Origin of the sequence: Streptomyces sp. NPDC059524, assembly GCF_042749255.1 — a bacterium.
Classification (GTDB): domain Bacteria; phylum Actinomycetota; class Actinomycetes; order Streptomycetales; family Streptomycetaceae; genus Streptomyces; species Streptomyces xanthii.
Genome location: NZ_JBHYTK010000011.1, coordinates 40,035 through 61,765, shown reverse-complemented (window position 1 = coordinate 61,765; position 21,731 = coordinate 40,035). Strand labels below are relative to the sequence as shown.

General features: G+C 70.7%; 25 protein-coding genes. 15 read left to right on the top strand and 10 right to left on the bottom strand.

All coding sequences use genetic code 11. The annotated features are described in order from the left end of the window. Positions 1-117 precede the first annotated feature (117 nt). Positions 118-1,401, bottom strand: a complete 1,284-nt coding sequence (locus ACFW9D_RS05265) for a DUF418 domain-containing protein (RefSeq protein ID WP_384617986.1) — start codon at positions 1,399-1,401, stop codon at positions 118-120. 129 nt (positions 1,402-1,530) lie between these two features. Here ACFW9D_RS05265 and ACFW9D_RS05260 point away from each other — a divergent pair, with 129 nt between their 5' ends. From ACFW9D_RS05260 to ACFW9D_RS05250, 3 genes are all read left to right on the top strand, one after another. Then, positions 1,531-2,493: a DUF2332 domain-containing protein gene (locus ACFW9D_RS05260; protein ID WP_384617983.1), complete on the top strand. Its 963-nt coding sequence runs from the start codon at positions 1,531-1,533 to the stop codon at positions 2,491-2,493. A gap of 46 nt (positions 2,494-2,539) precedes the next feature. Beyond that, on the top strand, positions 2,540-3,526 hold the full coding sequence (locus ACFW9D_RS05255) for an aminoglycoside phosphotransferase family protein (protein ID WP_384617980.1): 987 nt from the start codon (positions 2,540-2,542) through the stop codon (positions 3,524-3,526). A gap of 118 nt (positions 3,527-3,644) precedes the next feature. Beyond that, the gene (locus ACFW9D_RS05250) at positions 3,645-4,676 is read left to right on the top strand and encodes a hypothetical protein (RefSeq protein ID WP_384617977.1); all 1,032 of its coding nucleotides are present in this window, start codon (positions 3,645-3,647) and stop codon (positions 4,674-4,676) included. Between the two features lie 133 nt (positions 4,677-4,809). Here the strand turns inward: ACFW9D_RS05250 and ACFW9D_RS05245 are convergent, their stop codons facing one another. Next, positions 4,810-5,298, bottom strand: a complete 489-nt coding sequence (locus ACFW9D_RS05245) for an isochorismatase family protein (RefSeq protein ID WP_384617975.1) — start codon at positions 5,296-5,298, stop codon at positions 4,810-4,812. A gap of 166 nt (positions 5,299-5,464) precedes the next feature. On the opposite strand from ACFW9D_RS05245, the gene ACFW9D_RS05240 reads away from it, so the two are divergent. Further along, positions 5,465-6,034, top strand: coding sequence for a hypothetical protein (locus tag ACFW9D_RS05240; RefSeq protein ID WP_384617972.1), 570 nt, complete (start codon positions 5,465-5,467; stop codon positions 6,032-6,034). A 16-nt stretch (positions 6,035-6,050) separates the two neighbouring features. Here the strand turns inward: ACFW9D_RS05240 and ACFW9D_RS05235 are convergent, their stop codons facing one another. Together ACFW9D_RS05235 and ACFW9D_RS05230 are read right to left on the bottom strand one after the other, a co-directional pair. After that, on the bottom strand, positions 6,051-7,574 hold the full coding sequence (locus ACFW9D_RS05235) for a hypothetical protein (protein WP_384617969.1): 1,524 nt from the start codon (positions 7,572-7,574) through the stop codon (positions 6,051-6,053). A gap of 127 nt (positions 7,575-7,701) precedes the next feature. Further along, entirely contained in the window at positions 7,702-8,679 is a 978-nt protein-coding gene (locus ACFW9D_RS05230; protein ID WP_384617967.1) for an ArsR family transcriptional regulator, read from the bottom strand. Positions 8,680-8,898: 219 nt separating this feature from the next. Here ACFW9D_RS05230 and ACFW9D_RS05225 point away from each other — a divergent pair, with 219 nt between their 5' ends. The 5 genes from ACFW9D_RS05225 to ACFW9D_RS05205 all read left to right on the top strand — a co-directional run bounded on the left by ACFW9D_RS05225 (position 8,899) and on the right by ACFW9D_RS05205 (position 12,697). Then, the gene (locus ACFW9D_RS05225; protein WP_384617964.1) at positions 8,899-9,843 is read left to right on the top strand and encodes an acetylhydrolase; all 945 of its coding nucleotides are present in this window, start codon (positions 8,899-8,901) and stop codon (positions 9,841-9,843) included. Positions 9,844-9,911: 68 nt separating this feature from the next. Beyond that, the gene (locus ACFW9D_RS05220) at positions 9,912-10,538 is read left to right on the top strand and encodes an ATP-binding protein (protein ID WP_384617962.1); all 627 of its coding nucleotides are present in this window, start codon (positions 9,912-9,914) and stop codon (positions 10,536-10,538) included. A 159-nt stretch (positions 10,539-10,697) separates the two neighbouring features. After that, entirely contained in the window at positions 10,698-11,390 is a 693-nt protein-coding gene (locus tag ACFW9D_RS05215; RefSeq protein WP_384617959.1) for a DUF6445 family protein, read from the top strand. Positions 11,391-11,471: 81 nt separating this feature from the next. Next, positions 11,472-11,888, top strand: a complete 417-nt coding sequence (locus tag ACFW9D_RS05210; RefSeq protein ID WP_384617956.1) for a hypothetical protein — start codon at positions 11,472-11,474, stop codon at positions 11,886-11,888. A gap of 203 nt (positions 11,889-12,091) precedes the next feature. Then, positions 12,092-12,697 carry a dihydrofolate reductase family protein gene (locus ACFW9D_RS05205; RefSeq protein WP_384617953.1) on the top strand — a complete coding sequence of 202 codons (606 nt, stop codon included), beginning with the start codon at positions 12,092-12,094 and terminating at the stop codon, positions 12,695-12,697. Between the two features lie 9 nt (positions 12,698-12,706). On the opposite strand, the gene ACFW9D_RS05200 is transcribed toward ACFW9D_RS05205, so the two are convergent. After that, entirely contained in the window at positions 12,707-13,045 is a 339-nt protein-coding gene (locus ACFW9D_RS05200) for a thioredoxin family protein (protein ID WP_384617951.1), read from the bottom strand. Between the two features lie 87 nt (positions 13,046-13,132). After that, positions 13,133-14,272 (bottom strand): PucR family transcriptional regulator, encoded by a 1,140-nt coding sequence (locus ACFW9D_RS05195; RefSeq protein WP_384617948.1) that lies wholly within the window; start codon positions 14,270-14,272, stop codon positions 13,133-13,135. A gap of 87 nt (positions 14,273-14,359) precedes the next feature. Between ACFW9D_RS05195 and ACFW9D_RS05190 the strand changes: the two genes are divergently transcribed. Continuing rightward, a complete protein-coding gene (locus ACFW9D_RS05190) occupies positions 14,360-15,415 on the top strand; it encodes a ferredoxin reductase (protein WP_384617945.1) in 1,056 nt (351 codons plus the stop codon). Between the two features lie 7 nt (positions 15,416-15,422). Beyond that, positions 15,423-16,541, top strand: coding sequence for a fatty acid desaturase family protein (locus ACFW9D_RS05185; protein WP_384617942.1), 1,119 nt, complete (start codon positions 15,423-15,425; stop codon positions 16,539-16,541). A 37-nt stretch (positions 16,542-16,578) separates the two neighbouring features. On the opposite strand, the gene ACFW9D_RS05180 is transcribed toward ACFW9D_RS05185, so the two are convergent. Both ACFW9D_RS05180 and ACFW9D_RS05175 read right to left on the bottom strand, forming a co-directional pair. Beyond that, positions 16,579-17,595 (bottom strand): HNH endonuclease, encoded by a 1,017-nt coding sequence (locus tag ACFW9D_RS05180; RefSeq protein ID WP_384617939.1) that lies wholly within the window; start codon positions 17,593-17,595, stop codon positions 16,579-16,581. Positions 17,596-17,703: 108 nt separating this feature from the next. Then, positions 17,704-18,279, bottom strand: coding sequence for a TetR/AcrR family transcriptional regulator (locus ACFW9D_RS05175; protein ID WP_384617937.1), 576 nt, complete (start codon positions 18,277-18,279; stop codon positions 17,704-17,706). Between the two features lie 122 nt (positions 18,280-18,401). On the opposite strand from ACFW9D_RS05175, the gene ACFW9D_RS05170 reads away from it, so the two are divergent. The 4 genes from ACFW9D_RS05170 (at position 18,402) to ACFW9D_RS05155 (ending at position 20,652) form a co-directional block, all read left to right on the top strand. Continuing rightward, entirely contained in the window at positions 18,402-18,920 is a 519-nt protein-coding gene (locus ACFW9D_RS05170) for a cupin domain-containing protein (protein ID WP_384617935.1), read from the top strand. Positions 18,921-19,014: 94 nt separating this feature from the next. After that, positions 19,015-19,458, top strand: coding sequence for a hypothetical protein (locus ACFW9D_RS05165; RefSeq protein WP_384617932.1), 444 nt, complete (start codon positions 19,015-19,017; stop codon positions 19,456-19,458). Between the two features lie 83 nt (positions 19,459-19,541). Continuing rightward, positions 19,542-20,180, top strand: a complete 639-nt coding sequence (locus ACFW9D_RS05160) for a nucleotidyltransferase domain-containing protein (RefSeq protein ID WP_384617929.1) — start codon at positions 19,542-19,544, stop codon at positions 20,178-20,180. A 172-nt stretch (positions 20,181-20,352) separates the two neighbouring features. Beyond that, complete coding sequence (locus ACFW9D_RS05155; protein ID WP_384617926.1) at positions 20,353-20,652, top strand: hypothetical protein; 300 nt, start codon at positions 20,353-20,355, stop codon at positions 20,650-20,652. Between the two features lie 294 nt (positions 20,653-20,946). Here ACFW9D_RS05155 and ACFW9D_RS05150 read toward each other — a convergent pair whose 3' ends face one another. Both ACFW9D_RS05150 and ACFW9D_RS05145 read right to left on the bottom strand, forming a co-directional pair. After that, positions 20,947-21,237 carry a hypothetical protein gene (locus ACFW9D_RS05150; RefSeq protein WP_384617923.1) on the bottom strand — a complete coding sequence of 97 codons (291 nt, stop codon included), beginning with the start codon at positions 21,235-21,237 and terminating at the stop codon, positions 20,947-20,949. Between the two features lie 42 nt (positions 21,238-21,279). Then, positions 21,280-21,729, bottom strand: a complete 450-nt coding sequence (locus tag ACFW9D_RS05145; RefSeq protein WP_384617920.1) for a MarR family winged helix-turn-helix transcriptional regulator — start codon at positions 21,727-21,729, stop codon at positions 21,280-21,282. Between the last annotated feature and the right edge of the window lie 2 nt (positions 21,730-21,731).

Here is a 21,731-nt window from a genome sequence, read left to right as displayed (position 1 = left end):
TCCCCCCCCCGCGCGTGGGGTCGCCCCGTGGGTTACCCCCGCCCCCCCCCCGCGCGGGGGGGCCGCGGGGGTTGGTGGCCCCCCCCCCCCACGGCGCTGTCCGCGCTCGGAGTCGGCCTACAGCCGGTCCCCGTCCGCGAGTTCGACTGCCTCTCCGGCGCCGCCGCGCCCCACTTCAGTCTGAACCTGCACTGGCGGCGCGTGACCGTGGCCACGGGACTTCCGCGATCCGGACGACCCCGTTCGAGCGTCCCGTAGATCGGCTCGGCCGTAGGTGACGCGCCGCACCAGGACCTCGAACGGGCCGCGCCGCCCGTGCCGTTGCATGGAGTGGGCCAGAAGCACGGTCGCCGACCAGACGGCTGTGGCCAGGAGCGCCGTCGTGGTGACGGTCAGCTTCCCGGAGAGGTCCAGCAGGAACGGGGTGAACACCACCGCCCACACCACCGACTGCGCGAGGTAGCAGGTCATCGACCGCCGGCCGACAGCGGCGACCGCGCTCACCGCACGCCCCCGCCGCGAACCGACCCGCGCCGCGACCAGCGCCAGCAGCGCCGCGTACCCGAACCCGCCGAGAACCCCCGTGGCATCATGCAGCGGCCCGATCACCTCGAGCGCCTGCGGGCCGGGGACGTCGACGACCCCGGCAGCCATCAGCGCGGCGGGCTGAGCGCCGAGCGCCGCCATGCCGATCCCGGCCGCGGCCGTGACCCGCAGAAGGGTCCGGTTCCGCTCGGGCTCCTCCAGAATCCGGCGCCGCCCCGCCCACAGCCCGACCGCCAGCGGGCACAGGAACCCGATCGGCCCGAGCAGCGCCACCACGGGCGCCACTTCCATGCGGGCCGCGAACATCGTCCCCACATCCGGAGGCAGCATCGAAGGATCCGGTGGATCACTGCTCACCGCCGACGAACCAGCACTCGGCAACGACGTCAGCACGAAGAACAGCAAGGCGGTCAGGAGAAGCCGGCGGTCCCGCCAGCGCACCATCCAGGCCCCCACGAACAGCAGCACCCCATAGGCGGCCAGGATGTCACCGACGTACAGGAGCAGCGCGTGCAGCGTGCCCACGACCACGAGGGCCGAGCCGCGCCGCCACAACAGCCGCCGCACGTCCCGCGGCCGGGACGCGGTCTGCCGGCGCACGATGTGAGCCACCCCGTACCCGAAGAGCAGGCCGAACATCGGGAACGCCCGGCCGTCGACAAACGTGGAGATCGACCACGTGGTGACCGAGTCGATCACGGACCCGCCCTGCGGAAAGCCGCCGAAGATCCGGGAACCCCGCAGGAAGTAGTGGGAGTTGGCCACCGCGATGAACAGCAGCATGAAGCCCCGCGCCAAGTCGGGGGCGAGAGCCCGCCCCGCCGGATTCGTCGGTCCGGACCTGTCCGTCGTCATGCCCCCAGTCAACGGCGCGCCCTGTCGGCGCGTCGTCGGCCGATGGTCTAGCGCGCGGCGACTTCTGGCGGAGATCCCGGCACGAAGGGGGAACCCTGTGGGGAACGGGCCCGCCCATATGATCACGCCATGGCGATGACAGGCTTGGACGATCAGGTGACGACGGCGGAGAACTACCGCCGTTTCGCCGAGAACGAGGCGGCGGGGCGATCCCCCGCCTACGAGACGCTGGCCCGCGCGGTGGCGTCCGACCCGGACGTGCTGGGGTTCCTGAGCACCCTGCCCGCTGACAAACGACAGCCGAACCTGCTGTTCGCCGCGGCCAGGCACCTACTGCGTACGGCGCCCGACGCGGACAGGCTGCGGGAGTTGGCCACCACGCAGGCCGAGGGGCTGCGGGCGACGATGCTGGCCCGGCGCACCCAGACCAACGAGCCGGGCCGCTGCGCGACGCTCCTGCCCGCCCTGGCGGCGCTCGACGGGCCCCTCGCGCTGATCGAGGTCGGCGCGAGCGCCGGACTGTGCCTGCAGGTCGACCGGTACTCCTACGACTACGGCCACACACGTCTGACCGGCCGCGACCCGCATGCGCCGACACTGCGCTGCCGAGCGGAGGGGCCGTACCCGGAGCTGCGGATGCCCGAGGTGACATGGGCGGCCGGGATCGACCTCAACCCGCTCGACCCGTCGGACCCCGAGGACCGGTCCTGGCTCGAATGCCTGGTGTGGCCGGGGCAGACGGCGCGCCGCGAACGCCTCGTCTCCGCCCTGGCGACCGCGCAGCGCCATCCCGTGCCCGTCCACGAGGGCGACCTGCTCGAAGCGCTGCCGGACCTCGTCGCGCAGGCACCCCGGGAAGCGCGGGTCGTGGTGTTCCACTCGGCGGTGCTGGCCTACGTGACGCCGCGGGTCCGCGCCGATTTCGCGGAGCTGACCCGCGAACTCGGCGTCGTCTGGATCGCGAACGAGGCGCCGGGCGTGGTCGCCGGCGTCGAGACACCCCGCTTCGAGACCTCGCCGTTCGTCCTCACCGTCGACGGCGCACCCACCGCTTTCACGCACCCGCACGGCGACTGGATCCACTGGATGTAGCGGAAACCTCGTTGCTTCCCGTCCAGCCCGTCCGGAACATGTGGACATGGGGAGACAGGCAAGTGCCGAGACCGCCGATGTGCCCGCGGCGGCGGGCGTACGCGTCGACTGGTGGGCTGTTCCCTCCAGCGTGAGGAGCCAGGTCGAGGCCTCCCTGGGGGCAGCCGTCGAGGTCGCGGTCACCCAGGCCGGGGGCTTCTCGCCCGGTGTCGCCGCTCGCGTGCGTCTCGCCGACGGTCGACGGGTCTTCGTGAAGGCCGTCGGGCCCGAACCCAACCCTGACACTCCTGACCTGCACCGGGCCGAGGCCAGGATCACGGCAGCCTTGCCGGCCACCGCCCCCGTGCCGGCCCTGCTGACGTCCCTGGACCTCGAAGGCTGGGTCGTCCTGGTCCTCGAAGACATCGACGGCAGGACGCCGGCCCAGCCATGGCGGCCGGACGAACTCCAACGCGTCCTCACGGCTGCTGCCGAGCTGTCCGCGCAGCTCGACCCCTCGCCGATCCAGGCGCCGACCCTCGCCGACCGCATCGGTGAGGACTTTCGAGGCTGGCGGTGGCTCGCCGCTGCCTGCGAGGACAAGACGGGCGAGCTGAGCCGGCTCGCCCCCTGGGCGCGGCGCCATCTCGGGCGTCTCGTCGAGCGAGAGGCCGACTGGACGACCGCGGCGGCCGGCAGCGCCTTGATCCACGGCGATCTGCGCGCGGACAACGTTCTGCTGACCGAGGACCGCGTCGTGGTGGTCGACTGGCCGTGGGCCGCGGTCGGTGCCGCCTGGTTCGACGTCGTGGCGATGGGCCCGAGCGTGATCATGCAGGGCGCACCCGATGCCATGAGCGTTCTCGACGAGCATCTGCGTGCCCGCGGAGCCGACCCCGAACACGTCACGAGCGTACTGATCGCCCTGGCGGGCTATTTCCTGCGCCACTCCGCCAAGCCTCCGCCACCGGGACTCCCGACCTTGCGGGGCTTCCAGCGCGCGCAAGGCGAGGCGGCGGTGGAGTGGGTGAGAGAGCGGACAGGGTGGCGTTAGCTCCTCCCGGGAGGAATACGCGTCATACCGGGGCCTCAGCGGTCCCTCACCCGGCCGGGGGAGGGACTTCGTTCCGGCGGCAGACGTCACCAGCCGCGACGGATGCGACGTTCGATACATGACCAGTGGTGGACTGACGACGAAGACGCTCTGGAGAGCCCGGTGGCAGAGATGGCCGCGCTGGGTGGCCCGGGCTACGACGATGTGGGCGGTGCTGTACACCGGCTTCGGGCTGACCTGCACGCTGAGCGGCACCTCCTTGCTGCACCACGGCGGCGAAGCGGCGGCGCCCGCGCTGGGTTGGGCGATCGTTGCGCTGGGTGCGCTCGCCGCGTCGGTCAGCGGGGCGGTGGTGCGATACGGGCTGCGGCCGGTTCTGCGGTTGCTGCTGTGGGTGGTCTGCGGGTTGGCAGGGGTCACCGCGTTCAGCCTGCTGATGGATGTCATCACGCTGATGGTGGGGCAGGGAGTGGACAGCGGGGCCGCTGCCGCGAACAAGGCTCTGGCGGCGACGGGAGCGATCCTGCTCGCGGCCACAGCCCGGTCCGATCGCCTGCCCGTCGGTACGGCAGTACGAGCGCCGGCCGCCGCCCCGCGGTTCGTCCAACGCGCCGCCTGGGCGGGGACGCTGGCCTTCGTCCCGTACGCGGGGATGAAGCTGGTCTGGGCGTTCGGCGGCACGTTCGCGGGGGTCACCGGGGAGGAGATGCTCGCGACCTCGGAGCGGAACGGGGCCTCAGGGATGTTCCTCACCCTGGAGTCCTGGGGCCTGGACCCCACCGCACTGCTGGCCCTGCTCGGCGTCTTCCTGCTCTGGGGCCTGGCCCGCCCGTGGGGGCAGGTCTTTCCACGCTGGACGCTGTTCCTCCGCGGCCGACGAGTTCCGCGCTGGCTCCCGCTGGCCCCGGCTCTGCTGGGCGCGGCCACCCTCGCCCCGTACGGCGCCGTGGGGATCGGCTACCTGACCCTCGCCACTACCGGCGTAGTGACCATGAGGCGCGGTGATTTCCACTCCACGCAGGACGCCCTGCTGGTGGCCTGGATCGGTATCACGGCCTTCGCCGTCTACGGCACCGCGCTGGCCGTCGCGGCCCGCTCGTACTGGCTCCGGACGCGTCCCGCTCGCCGGGAGACCACCGACACGGTGTGACCTCCCGCGGACCATGCCGTTTTTCTGGCAAGGCGACCCAGAAGGGGGTCCCGCAGGCCGAACACACGCCGAACGCAGGCCACGAGACGGCTGCTGCCGGCCGCGCGGGACTGTGGACCATGGGCAGACGGTGTCACTGATAGTCGGCGGTCTTCCTCACCCCGCCGAAGCGCGGAAAGATCCGATCCACCGCGAAGTCGTGTTCGTCCGCGGACAGTCCGGACATCGCGTCGGCCACGAACTCCACCTGGTAGCCGTGGTCGGACGCGGCCCGTGCGGTGGACTCGACGCCCATCGTCGTGACAAGACCGGCGATCACCAGGGTGTCCACGCCCAGGGCGCGCAACCGCTCGTCCAGGCCGGTGCCGTAGAAGGCGCCGATGCTGCGCTTGACCACGACGAGGTCGCCGTCGGCCACCAGGCCGTCGGCGAATCCGCTGCCCGGCGGCTGCACGTCGACGTTCGGACGTTCCACCCGCACCATCACCACGGGCAACTCCCGCGCCCGGAACGCCTCGGCCAACTCGCGGCCGCGCGCCAGCACTTCGTCACCGGAGTACGGGGCGAGGGGGAGGGCGACGATGCGCGGCATCAGGTCTATGAGGATCAGGGCGGAACTCATGAGCGCGATCATAGGACCGCCTCTTGTTCGAGAAGTCGGGATTGCTGCACGGACCGGATCTGGGGTCCCGTACTCATGAGGTCCGGGACCTTTGCCGTTGACCCCGACCCGTGGGGAGGGCCGTGGCGGATGCGGGACGAGGTCGAGCCGGGCGAGGCGGCGGCGCGTGGCATCTCCGCGCCGGTCCGTGCCCTGTCCGACGGCATCGTGGAGCCCGCAGTGGGAAGCGGCGGCCGGTCTGGCCCTCGCCCACCTGCTGGTCGCCTCCCAAGGGAAGCCGGTGCAGGTCCCGGGCGGTCTGACCGAGGACGTGTTCCAACGCGCGCTCGACGCCCTGCTGCCTTCAGGCACCCCGAAGCGGGGCGCCGTCCTGGCCGGGCCGGGACAGCCCTCCCCAGAGTCGGGCGTCGAGATCATCCTCGTACCGATCCATCCCGAGACAGGCCAGACCTGGGTTCCTGCAGGCCCAGCCGCATCGGCGTATCCCGTGCCCCTGCCGCTGGGGGTGTGGCTGTGGCTGGTCGCTCCCGAGCCGTACCCGCCGGTGCCCCCGTCAGGCCGCATCCCCCGAGACGTACTCCGCGACGACCCGCTTCCCCTGCTCCCCAACCACCCGCTCCGGGCCGACCGGGCGACGTTCCAGCATGCTTTGGTCCGGCTGCCGGCCGTGCGCGAACCATGGCTGCCCACGGTCCTCGACCACGTCATGCAGGGCGGTGCGGCAGGTCTCTTGTAGCGGTCGCGCCGGAGTGTCAGCGCGGGGCGGTCGTCTGTGGGGTGCTGGTGCTGTTCAGGCACTGGTCGAGCAGAGCGTGCATGCGTGCAACGGGCAGGGCCGGGTTGGCCGCTGCTCCCTCGGCGGTCTGCGGGTCGGAGAGGAGGGCCTCCAGGGTCTCCGGTGTCAGGTTCGGGTTGGCGGCGGCTGCCCGGCGCACCATTGCGTCGGGGTCCGCGAGTGGAGGGGCGGGCACGGCGGGATCCGCTGCGGCCAGGGCTCGTACCTCGGGATCCGGATGGTCGATGTGGTGGGCCCAGCCGGTACGGGGGAACGCGGGCAAGGTCAGCAGGTGGGGACGGTGGGCGGGGCGCGTGACGTAGACCTCGGTCAGGAGGTGCGGCGGCGCGAGCGGGTGGTGGCAGGCCAGTCGGATCCTCACCTCTTCGTCGGAGTCCTGCGCGAGCGCTTCGACGAGTTCGGCCGACAGGCCCGGCCAACTCGCCGCGACACGGCGGCGCTCGGGTTCCTCGGCCACCGCGCAGGCGGCGAACCAGTCGGGGGACGGGCCGACGGCCGGATCGGTGTGCGGCTGGGTGAACGGTTCACCGATCGGGCAAGGGCAGTCAGGTCCGTGGTCGACGCCCCACTCCATCGCCGAGGACTCGGCCCAGGTACGGATGAAGGTGTGCAGGCGCGCGTGTGTCCGTACGCCCCCGTGCTCGTCCTGCCTCAACTCCGCGACCAGGTCCGGTCCCAGGTCGGGACGGGTCGCGACCTCCGCGCGGACCTGAGCTTCGGGGTGGCGGGCGAGCCGGGCGACGGCGTGGGCCGGGATGTACTTGTTGCGGGTCAGGAGGTGCTCCGTGCCGTCGGCGAAGCACTGCTCGATGAGCGCGGGGGAGAGGGCGCAGGTAGCGAACACCCATGCGTTCCGCGGGCTGAAGGACGGCAGCCTGGCCTCCACCTGCCCCGGATCCGTCGCCCAGTTCTTGTCCCGCGCCGCTTCACGGACCGTGGGGTCGGGGTCGTCGAGCAGCCTCGCCCGCTGGTCCGGGGTGAGCGACTCCCACCTCCTGGTCGCCAGGACGCGCAGTTCGGGGCGTTCGCGGCCGGCCATGGAGCGGAAGAACGACAGCGGGATCTGCCGGGACGAATCGAGCTCGGCGACGATCTCGTCCACGGTGAGTTTGCCGTCCTCGCCCGCCTCTCGTGCGGTCAGGAGGGCCAGAAGGATGGCGTCCGGCAGTGGTCGGACCCGCCGGGGGTAGCCACGGGGTCCGCCGGCGAGCCACGCGCGGACGATTCCCGACGGGTCGGTCGCCAACGGGGTGAGCCGGGCCGGGTCGACGTACGGGTTGCGGGCGAACGCGCGGCGGACGACCGGGTCCGGATGGCGCAGCGCGGCGTCGACGACGGCGTCAGGGAGGGCACGCCCTTCGCACATCCGCAGGCCGGACTCACCCGCCGCGCGATCCAGGAGGCGTATCAGTACGTCGGAGGGCGCCGCCGGATTGAAGGCGATGCCGCGCAGCCACGGCGCACGCGGAGAGTCGGACACCGCGTCATCCTGCCATCCCGGGCTCCTGAGCCGTGCCGCCGTGCGTTCGTCACGTCTTGGCGCCCGCGCGGCAGCCCACCCCGGAGCCGTGCGGGCATGGGCAGGACGACGGCTTGAGCCTGCCCGGTCAGACGCCCGCGACGAGCGTGCCGAGTGCCGTACGTCTGTGGGTGACCGAGCGGCCGGTACGGGTCGTCGTCGTCATGCCCGCCGATCGGAGTGCCGCGGCGTGCGCCGAGGCTGTCGCGTTGCTGACATCGAGGGCGCGGGCCAGGGACGTGGTGGTGTGGGGCTCGGCGAGGAGACGCAGGGCGTCGAGCCGCGTGCGGCCCAGAACGGCGGCGAGCGCCTCGGCGTCGACGTCCGGGCGCCCGGCAGTGGGCGGGAGCGCGGACGGCCCGGCGGCCGGATACGTCAGGACCACCGGACGGCCGGGGGAGTCCTGGAGCAACGGGCCCGCCGGGTGATGGAAGGTGGGCAGCAGCACGAGGCCGCGCCCCGCGAGCCGGACGTCCCGGATCTCCGTCGCCCCTGCCGCCGCCGCGCCCGGCCACACCCACACCCCGTCGTCGAGGCGACTGCCCGGAGCCAGACGGGCCAGCGCGCCGGCCACCCCGTGCTCGGCGACCGTGAGGGCGTAGCGCGTGAACTGCTCACGGTGCCGCTGCTGCACGACGGACCAGACCGGGGCGAGCACCGCCTCGTACGCGGCCTGTTGCGCGCGGTACAGCGTGCGCCAGCCCGAGCCGTCGCTCGCGTGCAGCCCGCGGATCCAGGCGGGAGCGGGCAGGCCCCCGTACACACGCTCCAGTTCGGAGCGGACGAAGCCCGAGCCGGTGGCGCGGATCTGCTCGAAACTGTCGCTCAGGCTCTCGCCGAGAACATCGAGGAAGAGGGGCGGCCGGCCTGCCGGCACCAGGTCCGCGAGCGGAGCCGCCGCGGCAGGAAGCGAGCGAAGGACCCGACCACGCCACGGCGCGAGCAACGGCCCGCCCTGCCGGTTCACGGCCGCTGCCAGGGCCGCGTGCAACTCCTGAAGCGGCGCGGGACGCGGAGCGAAGCGGATCCGTGCGATGTCCTGTGCCGTGAAGTGGATGCGCAGCACTCCACAACTCCTCGCCCCCGGCCGGCCTTTCGGCCAGAACCTGAACCTTCGCGCCCTGACGATCCCGCGTCGACGATGGCTCGCATGACGTCCCGACGCACCCTTCTGCAAGGCACCCTATTCGGGAGCGCCGCCGCCCTGCTGCCCACGGCCGCGTCCGCCACCCGTCGACCCGGGCACCCCCGCCTCCGGCTGCCCGCGCCGACAGGCCCCCACCCCGTGGGCAGGTGCACGGTCCATCTGACCGACCCCACCCGCACGGACCCATGGGTCGGCGGCGTGCGCGAGCTGATGCTGACCGTGCTGTACCCGGCCCGCTCGGTGCGCGGCTTCCCGCGCGCGCCCCAACTCACCCCGAACGAAGCCACAGTGTTCGCCGAGTACGCACCACTCGTCCATCCCGGTCTGCCGCAACAGGGAGCGGTGGACTGGGGCGCGGTCCTCACCCACAGCCACGAGGGGGCGCCACCCCTGCCCGGCAGACACCCCGCGCTGGTGTACTCACCGGGCGGCGGCGACTCCCGCACCCTGGGCACGAGCCTCGCCGAGGACCTCGCCGGCCACGGCCGCGTCGTCGTCCTGGTCGACCACCCCGGCGACGCGTCCCAGGTGGAACTGCCCACCGGAATGCGCAGGACCGTCCTCGTCGGCCCGCCGGACCCGGCCACGTTCCGCACGATGATCGACACGCGCATCGCCGACCTCCGCCTGGTCCTCGACCGGCTCCGCTTCCTGCCACTGGCCCCGGTCATCGACCACCGCCGGATCGGCATGTACGGCCACTCGGCCGGCGGTACGGCAGTGGTGTACGCGGCCCGCCCCGACGGCCGCGTCAACGCCGTCGCGAACCTCGAGGGCTACCTCGACCTGTACGGCACACCGAAGGACTTCGGCCGCCCCCTCCTGCTCTTCCGCACCGACGGCTTCGAAGGCGCCGACCGGATCGAATCCTCCTGGAAGAACCTGCCCGCCCACCGCGCCCACCTCACCGACACCAACCACTGGGCGTTCACCGACTACGGCTCGCTCGTCCCACAACTCCAGACCGCCGGGCTCGTGACAGCGGCGACACGCAAGGCACTCGTAGGCACCGCGGCCGCCGCCCCGACACTGGCTGAACTACGCCACGAGGTGGGGGCCTTCTTCGCCCGTGAACTGAGGTAGTCGGCCACCGGCCCGACCGGCTCGGGGCGCCCGTTCCCGGCCTCGGGCCGTCCCCGCATACTGCGGGGATGGACACACCAAGGGCCTCCTGGCGCAACACCACGCACGACTGGGCAAGCACCGTCGACCTCGACCATCTCGCGCACATCCGCCGGAGCCCCGCCGCCTTCGCGCCCGGCGGCACCGTGCACCTGATCCTGGAAGTCGTCGCCTACGCGGCGGACGAGGCCGAATCCGGCAAAGGCGGGCACTGCCGGATCACCCTCCTCCCCGACGGTTCCGTGGCCGTCGCCGACGACGGACGGGGCACCGACACACGCCGCGACGAGGACGGGAACCTCGTGAAGAAGCCGGTCATGGCCACGAAGGACCTCCGGTTCTTCGACCACCCCCACGCGCCGCCCCTGCCCGACACCCACGCGCGCCGGGGCATGTCCGTCGTCGCGGCACTCAGCACCTGGCTCGTCCACACCAACCGCCGCCTCGACGGCTCCTGGACCCAGCGCTACGAACACGGCGTGCCCACCACCGGCCTGCAACCGGTCCCGGACGACTCCACGACCGGGACCACCGTTCACTTCCTCCCTGACGAGCGCCTGCCCCAAGTCCATGGCCCCTTGCTCGACGAACTGGCGCGACACCTCCAGTCATGGCAACACCTCTCCCTCCAGATCGAGGACCGCCGAGGAACGTAGAAGTGCCTGGTCGGTGTTCACCGCCGACCGAAGCCTCACATCAGCTGCCCGTTTCACGGACCCGGTCTTTTCCTCCTGCTTGCCTACATGGCGATGTCTTGCCGCAGCCTTGCCGGTGCTTTGACGGGCGGCGTCCTCGCCGGGACTAGCGTTCCCGCCATGTCCCCTGTGCAGCCGAACCCCCCACGTCCCGGCACGATCCGTGCCCTCCCGTACCGCAAGCCCACCCGGGGCCGCGACTACTGGATCCTGGACGATGTCCTGCCGGACCCCGACGCGGTGCGGGCACGCATGCTCGAGCGGGACGACTGGGTCGAGGGCTACCCGCACAAGCGCGAGCCGTGGCCCGGGCTGCGCACGATGCCCGGCCTCGAACCGGCCGAGCTGGCCCATGTGGAGAGGCTCGTACGCAAGACCACCGGAGCCCAGAAGATCTGGGCCGTGGACCCCGCCGGCGGCGGGACCTTCAACCACAACTGCGTCCAGATCGTCGGCAAGGGCGAGTGCGAACCGCGCCCCCACACCGACTCCCGGAGCCTGTGCCGCTACGCGGCGGTCCTGTACCTCACCCCGAACCTGCCCAAGGACTGCGGCACCAGCTTCTACCGCCAGAGCCTGCCCGGCGGCGCGGTCGGCGGCAATCAGGTTCTCGCCCCGCACAACAACCTGGTTGACGCGCTGGGCACCCGCTACGTGCCCGAGGACTCCTTCACCGAGGACGTACGCGTCCCGCCCCGCTACAACCGTCTGTTGCTGTACTCCGCCAACCTCATCCACACCGCGACGGGTTACGCGGGCAGCACCTTGGAGGACAAGCGGATGACCGCCGTCTTCTTCTGGATGGCTCAGTAGGACCTTGGTCCGTCATCCGGAACGGGCCGGTCAGGGGACCCGGAACGTCAAGCCCACAGGCCCAGCTGCGACACTCGTTCGGTGACATGGTTCGAGCAGGTGCGGGCGGCTGAAGAGGCCGGTGACTGGGACGCCGCCATCGCGTTGGTGAGCGTCCACGCCGAGTGCTACTCCGTTGATCACACCGCTCACGACCACCATCTGTGGCACATGGACCTGCTTGCCCGGGCCGGACGGCTGGCAGAGCTCAAGGACCTGGCACGCGTGGACGTCCATGCCCGCCGGCGGCTCAACCGAGAACTTCGCGATCGCGGGCTGGAGGACAAGCTCCATGAGCGCGCAGCGGGCGGCGACCGCGACGCGCTCTACACACTCGTACGCTTGCTCTGCGGAACGGGCCGAACCGAGCGAGCGCGTGAAGCGGTCACGGAGATCGCCCCAGAGGATCAGCATGCCCAGGGGATCCTCACTGGCTCTGAGCCGTCATCGGGCCGGTGACGCGGGCGGGCTGCCGCGGCGGCGAACCCGGAGATCCGGGAGCTGTGGCCGGGCCAGGCGGACCAAGTGGGAGCAATGGGCGTGCGACACCCTCGGCTCCCAGCTGCTCATCGACGACGGGCTCTGATCAGTCACCGAGCGGCCGATGAGTTTCCGGCTCGCCGGCGGTCCAAGCTCGTGACACCTGAGGAAGGAACACCGCCATGTCGGAGCTTCTCGTCGACTTCATCACCTCCCTGGACGGCTGTGCGTCGGGGGAGGGGTGGCCCGGATTCTGGGGCCTCGAAGGCCCCGAGTACCTCGCGTGGCTGGGCGAGCAGCCCAAGGCCACCTACCTGATGGGAGCGAACACCTACCGTCTGATGTCGGGATTCGCGGCGGGGGAGGTCCCGGGTGGCCAGGACGGGCTCAGGCCCGAGGAAGAGGAGTCCGTCGACGAGCTCACCCAGGCGACCAAGGTGGTGTTCTCCTCCTCGCTGGAGGATCCCCTGAAGTGGGCCAATTCCACGCTCGTCCGTGACGACGCCGTCGAGGCCGTCCGCGCCATGAAGGCGAACGGTTCGGGGCTCCTCAGCACGATCGGCAGCCTCAGCCTGTGCCGGTCCCTGCTGCGCGCGGGGCTCGTCGACCGCTTCCGGGTCGTGATGTTCCCGGTGATCACCGGGGCCACGGGTGAGGAACGCATCTACGACGGCTATCCCGACGTCGCTCTCGAGATGACCGAGCACCGCACCTTCGACGGCCGCATCCAGCTGGTCGAGTACAAGCCCAGCGTGCTCGAGCACCCTCCGCTCGCTACCCCTGCCTGACCTCACACCTCAGAGGTGGCCGTCCAGGAGGCTCCGTACCTCGGCTACGGTCATGGGGCCCGTGGCGTGCGCCACCGCCTCTCCCGCCTTCAGCAGGACGCAGGACGGTGCCCCGGTGACCTCGTATCGCCGGGTCGCGGACGGACAGCGCGTGATGTCGGCGCGTACGGCCGTCAGGCGGCCCGCGTACGCGTCGGCGATGTCACCCACGACGAGGTCCATCTCCCGGCAGGGTTCGATCGCCTTGGGCCAGGTCCCGGTGAAGTAGGCGAGGACGGGAACCTTGCTCATCCCGAGGATGAAATCGAACTCCGCGTCCTCACGAGGCCGGTGAACCTGCTTCGCCATGCGATCTCCTGACCTCACGTTCCGTCGTTGCGGCCCCCATCATCCCTTGCACGGGGCGGTCGAATTGCGCCTCAGCCGGCCCCCGCGTCAAACGGCCCGGAGACCGACCGCCAGCGTCAGTTCGAGAACCCGCTGCGGCGATGCGAGCTCCGGGAACAGCGACCGCAGCTGCTGCATCCGGTAGCGGACCGTCTGGGGATGGACGAACAGCGCCGCCGCCACCTCGTCCCGCCGGCCCTGATGCAGCAGCCACGCCCGCAACGTCTCCTCAAGCCGCCGTGCCGTCGCGGCGGGCAGGGCCCGCAACGGGGCGAGGGCTCGGGCCCGCAGATCCGCGAACGCGTCCACGTCGGCGCTCAGCACCAGATCGGGCAGGTGCTCCTCGGTGTCGCGAATGTCGGGGGAGAGGGAGCGCGCCCGCACGGCTCGGGCGTAGGAGGCGGACACGCGCGTCCACGGCCGGGGCGGGCCGACCACCACGGAGCGTTCGGTCAGCTGCCGCATGAGACGTGATCGGTCGGCATCGGGGACGAGCAGCACGCCGGTGGCGTCCGGCAGATCGTCGAGTACGAGGGTGCTCGGGTCGAGCGTGCGATACGCGGGACGGGCCTGGGCGGCGGGCAGCAGGACCGCGGTGAGCGAGACCGGAGGCTGCCATCCGGCCTGCTGAACGGAGGCCAGCAGCACGTCCGGGCGAGCGCCGGCGAGGAGCTCGCGGGCCAGATGCTCCAGGTGGCGCTCCTGGTCCCTGCCGCGGGCGGCCAGCTCGTCCGCGTGGCCCGCCGCGCTCGCGGCGGACAGCTCGTCGATGTAGGCGAAGGTCAGCTCGGCGAACTTGGCGACCTCGCCCGCGGGCAGCCCCGCGGGGACGGCCCCCGCCGCCAGACACCGCCAGGCCACGCGGGCGCCGACACGGTAGGCGCTGAGCAGGGCGTCCATCGACCGGCCGTCGCGCACCTCGCCGCGGCCCAGCTCGTAGGCGGCGTCACCGGCGTCGCCGCCCGTGGCGTTCCCGCTCGCGAGGTCCAGGTAGTGCCCGAGCGCGGTCCGGACGGCCCGGCGGATGGTGCCGCCCATGCGGCCCGAAAGCGCGTTGGCGTAGGAAGGGACTTCGTCGATGATCGCCTGGACGATCTCGTCGGCCGTGGTCTTCAGCGCGGACCGCAGCGCGGTGACTGTCTTCTCGTCCAGGGCCAGCTCACTGGCCCTCCGGAATGCATGACTCACGTTTTTGTACCCTGCGAACAATTCTGCCGACCAGATTTACGTCCTACGGTCAGGACTTTACGCCTCGCGGCGCAGCAAGCTGGTGCCATGACGAGTGCAGCCCTCCGCAGCAGGGCGTGGAAACTGCTGGAGATGGTCACGACGCCGGTGCTGCCGTCGGACTACCTCGACCTGGTCAGCCCGCTGCGCGCGGGCGCCGACCTGCGGGGTCGCATCGAGGCCGTGCACCCCGAGACGGGTGACGCCGCGACCCTCGTGATCAGGCCGGGACGGGGCTGGCGCGGCCACACGGCCGGTCAGTACGTGCGCGTCGGGGTCGACGTCGACGGGGTGCGCCTGTGGCGCGCCTACTCCCTCACCTCCCCGACCGACCGGCAGGACGGCCGCGTCACGATCACCGTGAAGGCGATCCCGGGCGGCAAGGTCAGCAACCACCTCGTCCGCCGGGTGACACCGGGCACGCTGATCCAGCTCGACCAGGCGACCGGTGACTTCGTGCTGCCGCGGCCCAGGCCCGCCAAGGTGCTCTACCTGACGGCCGGCAGCGGCATCACGCCCGTGATGGGCATGCTGCGCGACACCGCGTTCGACGACGTCGTCATGGTCCACAGCGCGCCGCAGCCGCAGGACGTGATCTTCCGCAAGGAACTGCACGACCTCGTGGCGGAGAAGAAGCTGCGCCTCACCGAGGTGCACACCGACACGGACGGCATCCTCGACATCGCCCGTCTCGACGCCCTCGTACCGGACTGGGCCGAGCGCGAGACCTGGGCCTGCGGCCCCGCGGGCCTGCTCGACGCCGCCGAGGAGCACTGGACCGAGCACGGGGTGCGGGAGCGCCTGCACACCGAACGCTTCCGCCCCGCCATGGTCGTAGCGGGCGACGGCGGCGAGGTCACGTTCAGTGCCACCGGCAGGACCGTCGAGGCGGACGGCGCCACCCCGTTGCTGGACGTCGGCGAGGAGGCCGGAGTGCTCATGCCCTCCGGCTGCCGCATGGGCATCTGCTTCGGCTGCGTGGCGCCGCTCAAGGCGGGAGCCGTCCGCGACCTGCGCACCGGCGAGATCACCGAGGGCGAGCCGGGCGTCCTCATCCAGACCTGCGTGTCCGCGGCCGCGGGCCCCTGTGACATCGAACGGTAGGAACACCTTGACCGCTATCGACCCCACCGCCCACCTGACCGCGGAGCAGATCGAGGAGCTCGGCCGCGAGCTGGACGCGATCCGCGACGAGGTGATCGCCGGCCGCGGCGAGAAGGACGCCGCCTACATCCGCAAGGTCATCTCGGCGCAGCGCAAACTCGAGCTGGCCAGCAGGGGCGTGCTGCTGTTCTCGTTCTTCCCGCCCGCCTGGCTGATCGGTACCGCGGGACTGTCCGTGGCGAAGATCATGGACAACATGGAGATCGGGCACAACATCCTGCACGGCCAGTGGGACTGGATGCGGGACCCGAAGATCCACTCCACCACCTGGGAATGGGATCACGTCTCGCCGGCCGACCAGTGGAAGCACTCGCACAACGAGCTGCACCACACGTACACGAACGTGATGGGCAAGGACAACGACCTCGGCTACGGCATCATGCGCGTCGACGAGGACCAGAAGTGGCACCCGTTCCACCTCGGCCAGCCGCTGTGGAACTTCATCAACGCCTGCTTCTTCGAGTACGGCATCGCCGCGTACGACCTGGAGCTCGGCAAGAACCTGCACAAGCGCCGCCGCAAGAACCCGGAGTTCCGCGAGCGGGCCAAGGCCGTGGGCCGCAAGATCCGCAGGCAGGTGCTCAAGGACTACGTGATCCACCCGCTGCTGTCGGGCCCGTCGTTCCTCCCCACGCTCGCCGCCACGTTCACCGCGAACCTGGTCCGCAACCTCTGGTCCCACTCGGTGATCATGTGCGGGCACTTCCCCGAGGGCGTCCAGGTCTTCGAGCGCCGGTCGATCGACGGCGAGACGCGCGGCCAGTGGTACCTGCGCCAGATGATGGGCTCGGCCAACATCAGCGGCAGCAAGGCCATGCACTTCATGACCGGCAACCTGTCGCACCAGATCGAGCACCACCTGTTCCCCGACCTGCCGAGCAACCGGTACGCCGAGGTCGCGGTCAAGGTGCGCGCGCTGTTCGAGAAGTACGAGCTGGAGTACGTCACCGGCCCGCTGCCCAAGCAGGTCTACTCCGCGTGGCGCAAGGTCTTCCGCCTCGCCCTGCCGAACAAGACGCCCAAGGCCGACACGCCGGACCGCGAACGGGAACTCGTCGCGGCCTGAGCAGGGGCAGGGGCAGGGGCAGGGCCCGGGGCCGGATTCAGTAGACGTAGAGGCTGCTGTCCCAGTCCTCGATGGTGCATTCGCCCACCTCACCGTCTCCGGGCTCGCTCGAGAAGGCCCAGTCCAAGGTGAAGCTGAAGGTCCCCGAGGCCTCGGCCTCACCCTGTCGATCCTGCAGTCCGTCGCCGGTACGGCTGTCCTGAACGAGGGACGCGGTCAGGTAGCTCTCGAAGGATCCCTGGAAGGTGAACTCCACGGCTGGGCCGTACCGTTCGTAGTCGGCGCCGTCCACGCCCACGTCCAGGTGCGTCATGACGGGTGGGCCGGCGGTCGTGTTGGCCCAGTCGTCGACGGAGGGGAACTCCACCTGTATCCGTGCGCAGATCTGCTCCTCCAGGTCGGTCATCCGTTCGGCGAGCAGGTCTGTCAACGAGTGGCCGCACAGGTCCTCGAGGACGGAGACCGTCTCCCTGCCTCGGCTGCGGAGGTGCAGGGCAAGGGAGCGGATCGGCCTGTCATGGGGCTCGAGTTGCTCTTCGTCGAGCTCGACGACGCGGTTCTTCACGTAGTCCGCCCGGTCGGCGTCCAGGTTCGCGAGCCTCTGCACGACCTCTGGAGCGTGGTCCAGGAAGGCGTCCTTGGCCTTCTGGGAACTCAGCTCTGCCTTGAGGGCACTCTGGAGATCCCTCGCCACCCGGGTGTCAGAGCCGAAGCTCTTGCAGTCGCGGATCACCCGGTCGCGGTGTCGGCGGGCCTTCTTGAGCTGCATCAGCAGAGCCGGCGCGGCATCGAAGGTCTCGTCTCCCTTCCGCATGTTGCACGGTCGGCAGATCGGGGCGAGGTTCATGGGGTCGTCGAGGTCGAAGCTGTCGTTCAGACCGAAGAGGTCCTTGAGATCCTTGAGTGCCTGGCCGGTGAGGCTGCGGGGCACGATGTGGTCGATCTCGGCGTGAGCGACCGCGATTTCCTTCTGGCACATGTGACACAGGTAGTTCCACGCCTTCAACAGGGCCAACTTCAGCGGGGTGTTGTCGGCGCGGGGGACGTAGCGCACGGGGACTCCTCTTCTGCCTGCGGCACTGTCAGGTCGTAGGACCTTGCAGGCGGAGCGCCGGTTCCCGGGTGCCCCGGCCCGAGGCGGGGGACGGACGGGCGCGGCATCTCACCCGGCGGAACCGCCCACCCCGACGACGCCCGCCAGCGCGACCATGACCTCGACCGCTTCGCGGTCCGTGAGTGCCTGCTCCCGGCACAGCGAGCGCCAGGTGGAGAACGCCGTGGCGTGGCCGATCACCGCCCGCCGCACCGGGTCGGCGTCGCCCGGCCACGGCTCGGCCAGCACCTCGACGTACTGCCTGGCCATCGCCTCACGGGCCTGGCGGATCGACTCGGGCACGGCGTGCTGGTCGCGGATGACCAGGGCCAGCATCGCCTCGCCGGAGCGGTAGAAGCGGTAGAGGTCGGTGAGTCCGGCCGTCAGCCGCTCGACGGGGTCCTCGATCGTGCGCCACTCGTCGGGCCGGGGCGGCTTCTGGTGCGACATCCAGTGCCCCGAGCAGGCCTCGAACAGGGCCGTGTCATCCGGGAAGTGCCGGTACACGGTCATCCTCGTCACCCCGGCGCGCTCGGCGATCGCGGCGATGCTCGTCGCACCCGGGCCCGCGGTGCCGTGCAGGTGCACGGCGGCCTCGACGATGCGCTGCCGGGTCCGGTCCACGTCCTCGGCGCGTTTGCGCATCTCGTATCCACGCGATTTCGTCGAACGCTGGTGTTCACTCAAATCTTGACACCTCTGGGTCCGCGGCGGAGACTTTTTAGGAGAACACCAGTGTATCGCCAAAATGCACCGAGGTGATCAACATGACTGCATCGCCGGCACCGCCGCTCACCGTCGTCCGCCCGGGGGAGGGGCCCGAGGGTTTCCTCGGCTCCATAGGGGTCGCCTTCAAGCTGTGGGGCGCGGACACGGACGGAGCGGTCTCCGTCGTCGAGCACCCGTTCCCGGTCGGCGCCCTGGTTCCGCCGCATCTGCACACCCGGGAGGACGAGTACTCGATCGTCACCGAGGGCGAGATCGGCTTCCGGTCCGGAGACCGCGAGGTCGTCCTGGGCGCCGGCGGCTACATCACCAAGCCGCGCGGGGAGCTGCACACGATGTGGAACGCGGGGTCCGTCCCGGCCCGGATGATCGAGATCATCAGCCCCGCCGGATTCGAGCACTTCTTCCGCGAGGTGGTCGAGATGTTCGAGGACGAGCAGCCGCCGCCCCCGGACGCGCTGCCCGAGCTCGCCGCCAAGTACGGCCTCGAACTCGGCCGCCCCGACTGGCTGCCCGACGTCATCGCACGCTACGACCTGACACCACCGCCGGGCCTCTGATCGGGGCAGGGGCGGACCGCAGGCTCGGCGTGGGCATTCGGCCGGGCGTCGCGGTGATACGTTGACGCGACTTCTGGGAGGGGTTGGCGAATCCGTGGACGTTGACCTGCGCCGCGCGGTCGTGGTGACCCTGCGCGAACTCGGGCGTAGCGACGACTGGCGTGACCGGGCGGATGCCGGTCACGGCCTGGCAGGTCTCGCCGAGATGCCGGAGGCCGTGGACCCCCTGCTGGAGCTCGTGCTCGATACCGGTGACACCTACGTCACCAGACGGACCGCGGAGGCTCTGCTTCGGCGAAAGGACAAGACCGGGCTGGCGATTGTCGCGTCAGCCCTGGCGGTCGCCGACGACAACCACGCCGACTGGATCCACACCGCGGTCGTCGATGTCTTCAGCATCTTCTGGAACGACCTGGACGAGGGGCTGCGACTCAGTGAGGAGCTGTCGGGCGACGCCGACGATCGTGTAGCCCGCGGAGCCCGTCGCCTGCACGAGAGCCTGTCACACATCGATCCCGTCCTTCGCCCCGCGAAGTGAGGGTCCGGTCGCTGCCACGAGGGTGCGGATCGTCGCACTCCGTCTACGCCACGCACGTGGTCTCCTGACGCTACGTTGGATGGATGGCCAACTCCCTGCCACCCTGCGGCACCATCCTGGGCCCGGACGAACTGGAAGCCCGATGGGCGGAGGCCTGGCGACCGGAACAGGTCGCAGAACGACTGGCCGGCCTCGGCCTTCCCTGGTGCGTCGTGGCGGGATGGGCACTGGATCTGTTCCGTGGAGGGCAGTCGCGGCCCCACGGCGATCTGGAGATCGCGGTGCCGGCGGCGGGGTTCGCGCAAGTTCGGGATCTCTTCCCTGAGTGCGTGTTTGACGCGGTGGGCTCGGGGCGAATCTGGACACGCGCAGACACCGAGACACTGGCGGCCACGCATCAGACCTGGGCGCGAGATCCGGCGACCAACCAATTCCTCTTCGACGTCTTCCGAGAACCGCACGACGGCGGAACATGGATCTGCCGCCGGGACGACAGCCTTCGCTTGCCCTACGACGCGATCATCGAGTGGAACGCGGACGGCATTCCCTATCTGGTGCCGGAGCTGGTGCTGCTGTTCAAAGCGAAGTCACCGCGATCCAAGGACCAATCCGACTTCGACGAGGTTCTGCCGCTGCTGAGCCAGGATCGCCGCGATCTGCTCGGCCGCTGGCTGACCCGCATACATCCCGGACATCCCTGGTTGGCAGGGCTGACGAGATAGCCCGTTCATGCAGCAGAGGGGCGGCGGAGAGTGGTCCGGACGGCGCGATGTGGGGGAACGCGCATCGGCTGCGCAACGCGGCAGTCGATGGACGTGTTGAGCGTCCTCCGACGGCGCAGGGGCCTGCACGTGATGTCAGTGGTGTGTGGTGCGATGGCCGGACCGTATCGCCGTGACCCGCCTGGAGCCTGCCTTGTCGTCCGAGTACACGTCTCTGACCCACGCCGTCACCGAGGCCCTGGTCGATGTCCTGTGGTTCATCGAGGGCTGTGAGGACGAGCAGATGGATCCGGACGACGCGGTCAAGGTCCTGGAGGGTGTAGGGCACCTGGTCAGCAAGCTGTCGAGTGGTCAGCGGAGCGAGTTCGTCGACCTCCTGGAGACGATGGCCGACCGCGAGTCCGACCCGGCGCGGCGGGAGTTTCTGGAAGGGTTCCCGGAAGGCCTCGGACTCCTTGACGACGTGGTCTGACAGCTGCACGCGCGTCGGCTAGGTTCTCTCGTGCGCGGTCGGCTTTCGGGGGTTCCAGCTCTGAAGGGAATGGTTGCATCCCCGGCCTGTCTGGGGGTGGCTCGGAGATTCGTCCGGGGCCCAACCGACGGTCGGGCACTGTCGATGGCCAGGTGATGCCCTGTCGGTGTCGGCCGCGCATCACTTCTCCAGCCGCGAACGGCTGCCGGCTTGAGTCTCACTTGCGCTGCCGTGAATCGGGCTGAATGGATGGGGTCTTGCCGTGCCGGCCTGGGGCCGGCGGCCCCTGTGATGTCAGAGGCCGCGCAGCGCTTCGTACAGATCGCTGTAGGCGCTCCAGCAGCAGACGCTGCCATCGTCCTCCAGGTGGCCCATGTACCAGTCCTCGTCGTCCACCGGCTTCACCAGGCACAGTCCCTGGAACCCCAAGACGATCTGAGGGCGCAGCCGTTGTTCATTTCCTTCCGGTCGGTCCAGCCAGGTCACGACTCGATCTGTGGTGAGGGGCTCGGCTTTCCGATCGCCGGAGATCTCCCGGATCTCGTCCAGGGTCCATCCTGCTGGTAGTAGCTGCTCCAGGGTCATCCCGCGATGATGACAGCACCACCGGCGGAGCCGATGTGTGGCTCAACCGCGACGAGCCGGTCCCGCCGGTGGCTCGCCCCAGGGGGCTTCCAGCGCGGACCGCAGCGCCGTCATCGGGGCGGAGCCGATCCGGTCGGCCAAGGTCGTCTCGAGGTGGTCGAGGGCGTGGCGGGCGCGCTCGTGGGCGCTCTTTCCTTGAGGGGTGCGCCGGATCGGGCGCTGTCGTCCCGACGTGGGGGCGGGCGCCTGTTCCAGGAGGCCGGCGTCGACCAGGGCGCGTACGGCCTGGTGGGCGGTCTGCCGGGTGACGCCCATGCGTCGGGCCAGCTCCGAGACGGTGGTGCCGTCTTCGTCGAGCGCGGCGAAGAGCTGCACCTGGGTCGGGGTGACCGGAGGGACCCCGTCCGCCGCCAGGGCCGCGAGGAGACCTTCCTCGAACCAGCGCCGGGCGTCGTTCAGGAGTTGCGGCAGGTCACGTCGGTTCTCGGTCACAT

Bases quoted from the DNA above. Each gene is read 5' to 3' on its own strand.
- ACFW9D_RS05175 (WP_384617937.1), bottom strand. From the start codon at position 18,279: ATGCGCAAACGCGCCGAGGACGTGGACCGGACCCGGCAGCGCATCGTC.
- ACFW9D_RS05255 (WP_384617980.1), top strand. From the start codon at position 2,540: ATGGGGAGACAGGCAAGTGCCGAGACCGCCGATGTGCCCGCGGCGGCG.
- ACFW9D_RS05205 (WP_384617953.1), top strand. From the start codon at position 12,092: ATGTCGGAGCTTCTCGTCGACTTCATCACCTCCCTGGACGGCTGTGCG.
- ACFW9D_RS05170 (WP_384617935.1), top strand. From the start codon at position 18,402: ATGACTGCATCGCCGGCACCGCCGCTCACCGTCGTCCGCCCGGGGGAG.
- ACFW9D_RS05150 (WP_384617923.1), bottom strand. From the start codon at position 21,237: ATGACCCTGGAGCAGCTACTACCAGCAGGATGGACCCTGGACGAGATC.
- ACFW9D_RS05250 (WP_384617977.1), top strand. From the start codon at position 3,645: ATGACCAGTGGTGGACTGACGACGAAGACGCTCTGGAGAGCCCGGTGG.
- ACFW9D_RS05260 (WP_384617983.1), top strand. From the start codon at position 1,531: ATGGCGATGACAGGCTTGGACGATCAGGTGACGACGGCGGAGAACTAC.
- ACFW9D_RS05245 (WP_384617975.1), bottom strand. From the start codon at position 5,298: ATGAGTTCCGCCCTGATCCTCATAGACCTGATGCCGCGCATCGTCGCC.
- ACFW9D_RS05200 (WP_384617951.1), bottom strand. From the start codon at position 13,045: ATGGCGAAGCAGGTTCACCGGCCTCGTGAGGACGCGGAGTTCGATTTC.
- ACFW9D_RS05190 (WP_384617945.1), top strand. From the start codon at position 14,360: ATGACGAGTGCAGCCCTCCGCAGCAGGGCGTGGAAACTGCTGGAGATG.
- ACFW9D_RS05265 (WP_384617986.1), bottom strand. From the start codon at position 1,401: ATGACGACGGACAGGTCCGGACCGACGAATCCGGCGGGGCGGGCTCTC.
- ACFW9D_RS05220 (WP_384617962.1), top strand. From the start codon at position 9,912: ATGGACACACCAAGGGCCTCCTGGCGCAACACCACGCACGACTGGGCA.
- ACFW9D_RS05215 (WP_384617959.1), top strand. From the start codon at position 10,698: ATGTCCCCTGTGCAGCCGAACCCCCCACGTCCCGGCACGATCCGTGCC.
- ACFW9D_RS05160 (WP_384617929.1), top strand. From the start codon at position 19,542: ATGGCCAACTCCCTGCCACCCTGCGGCACCATCCTGGGCCCGGACGAA.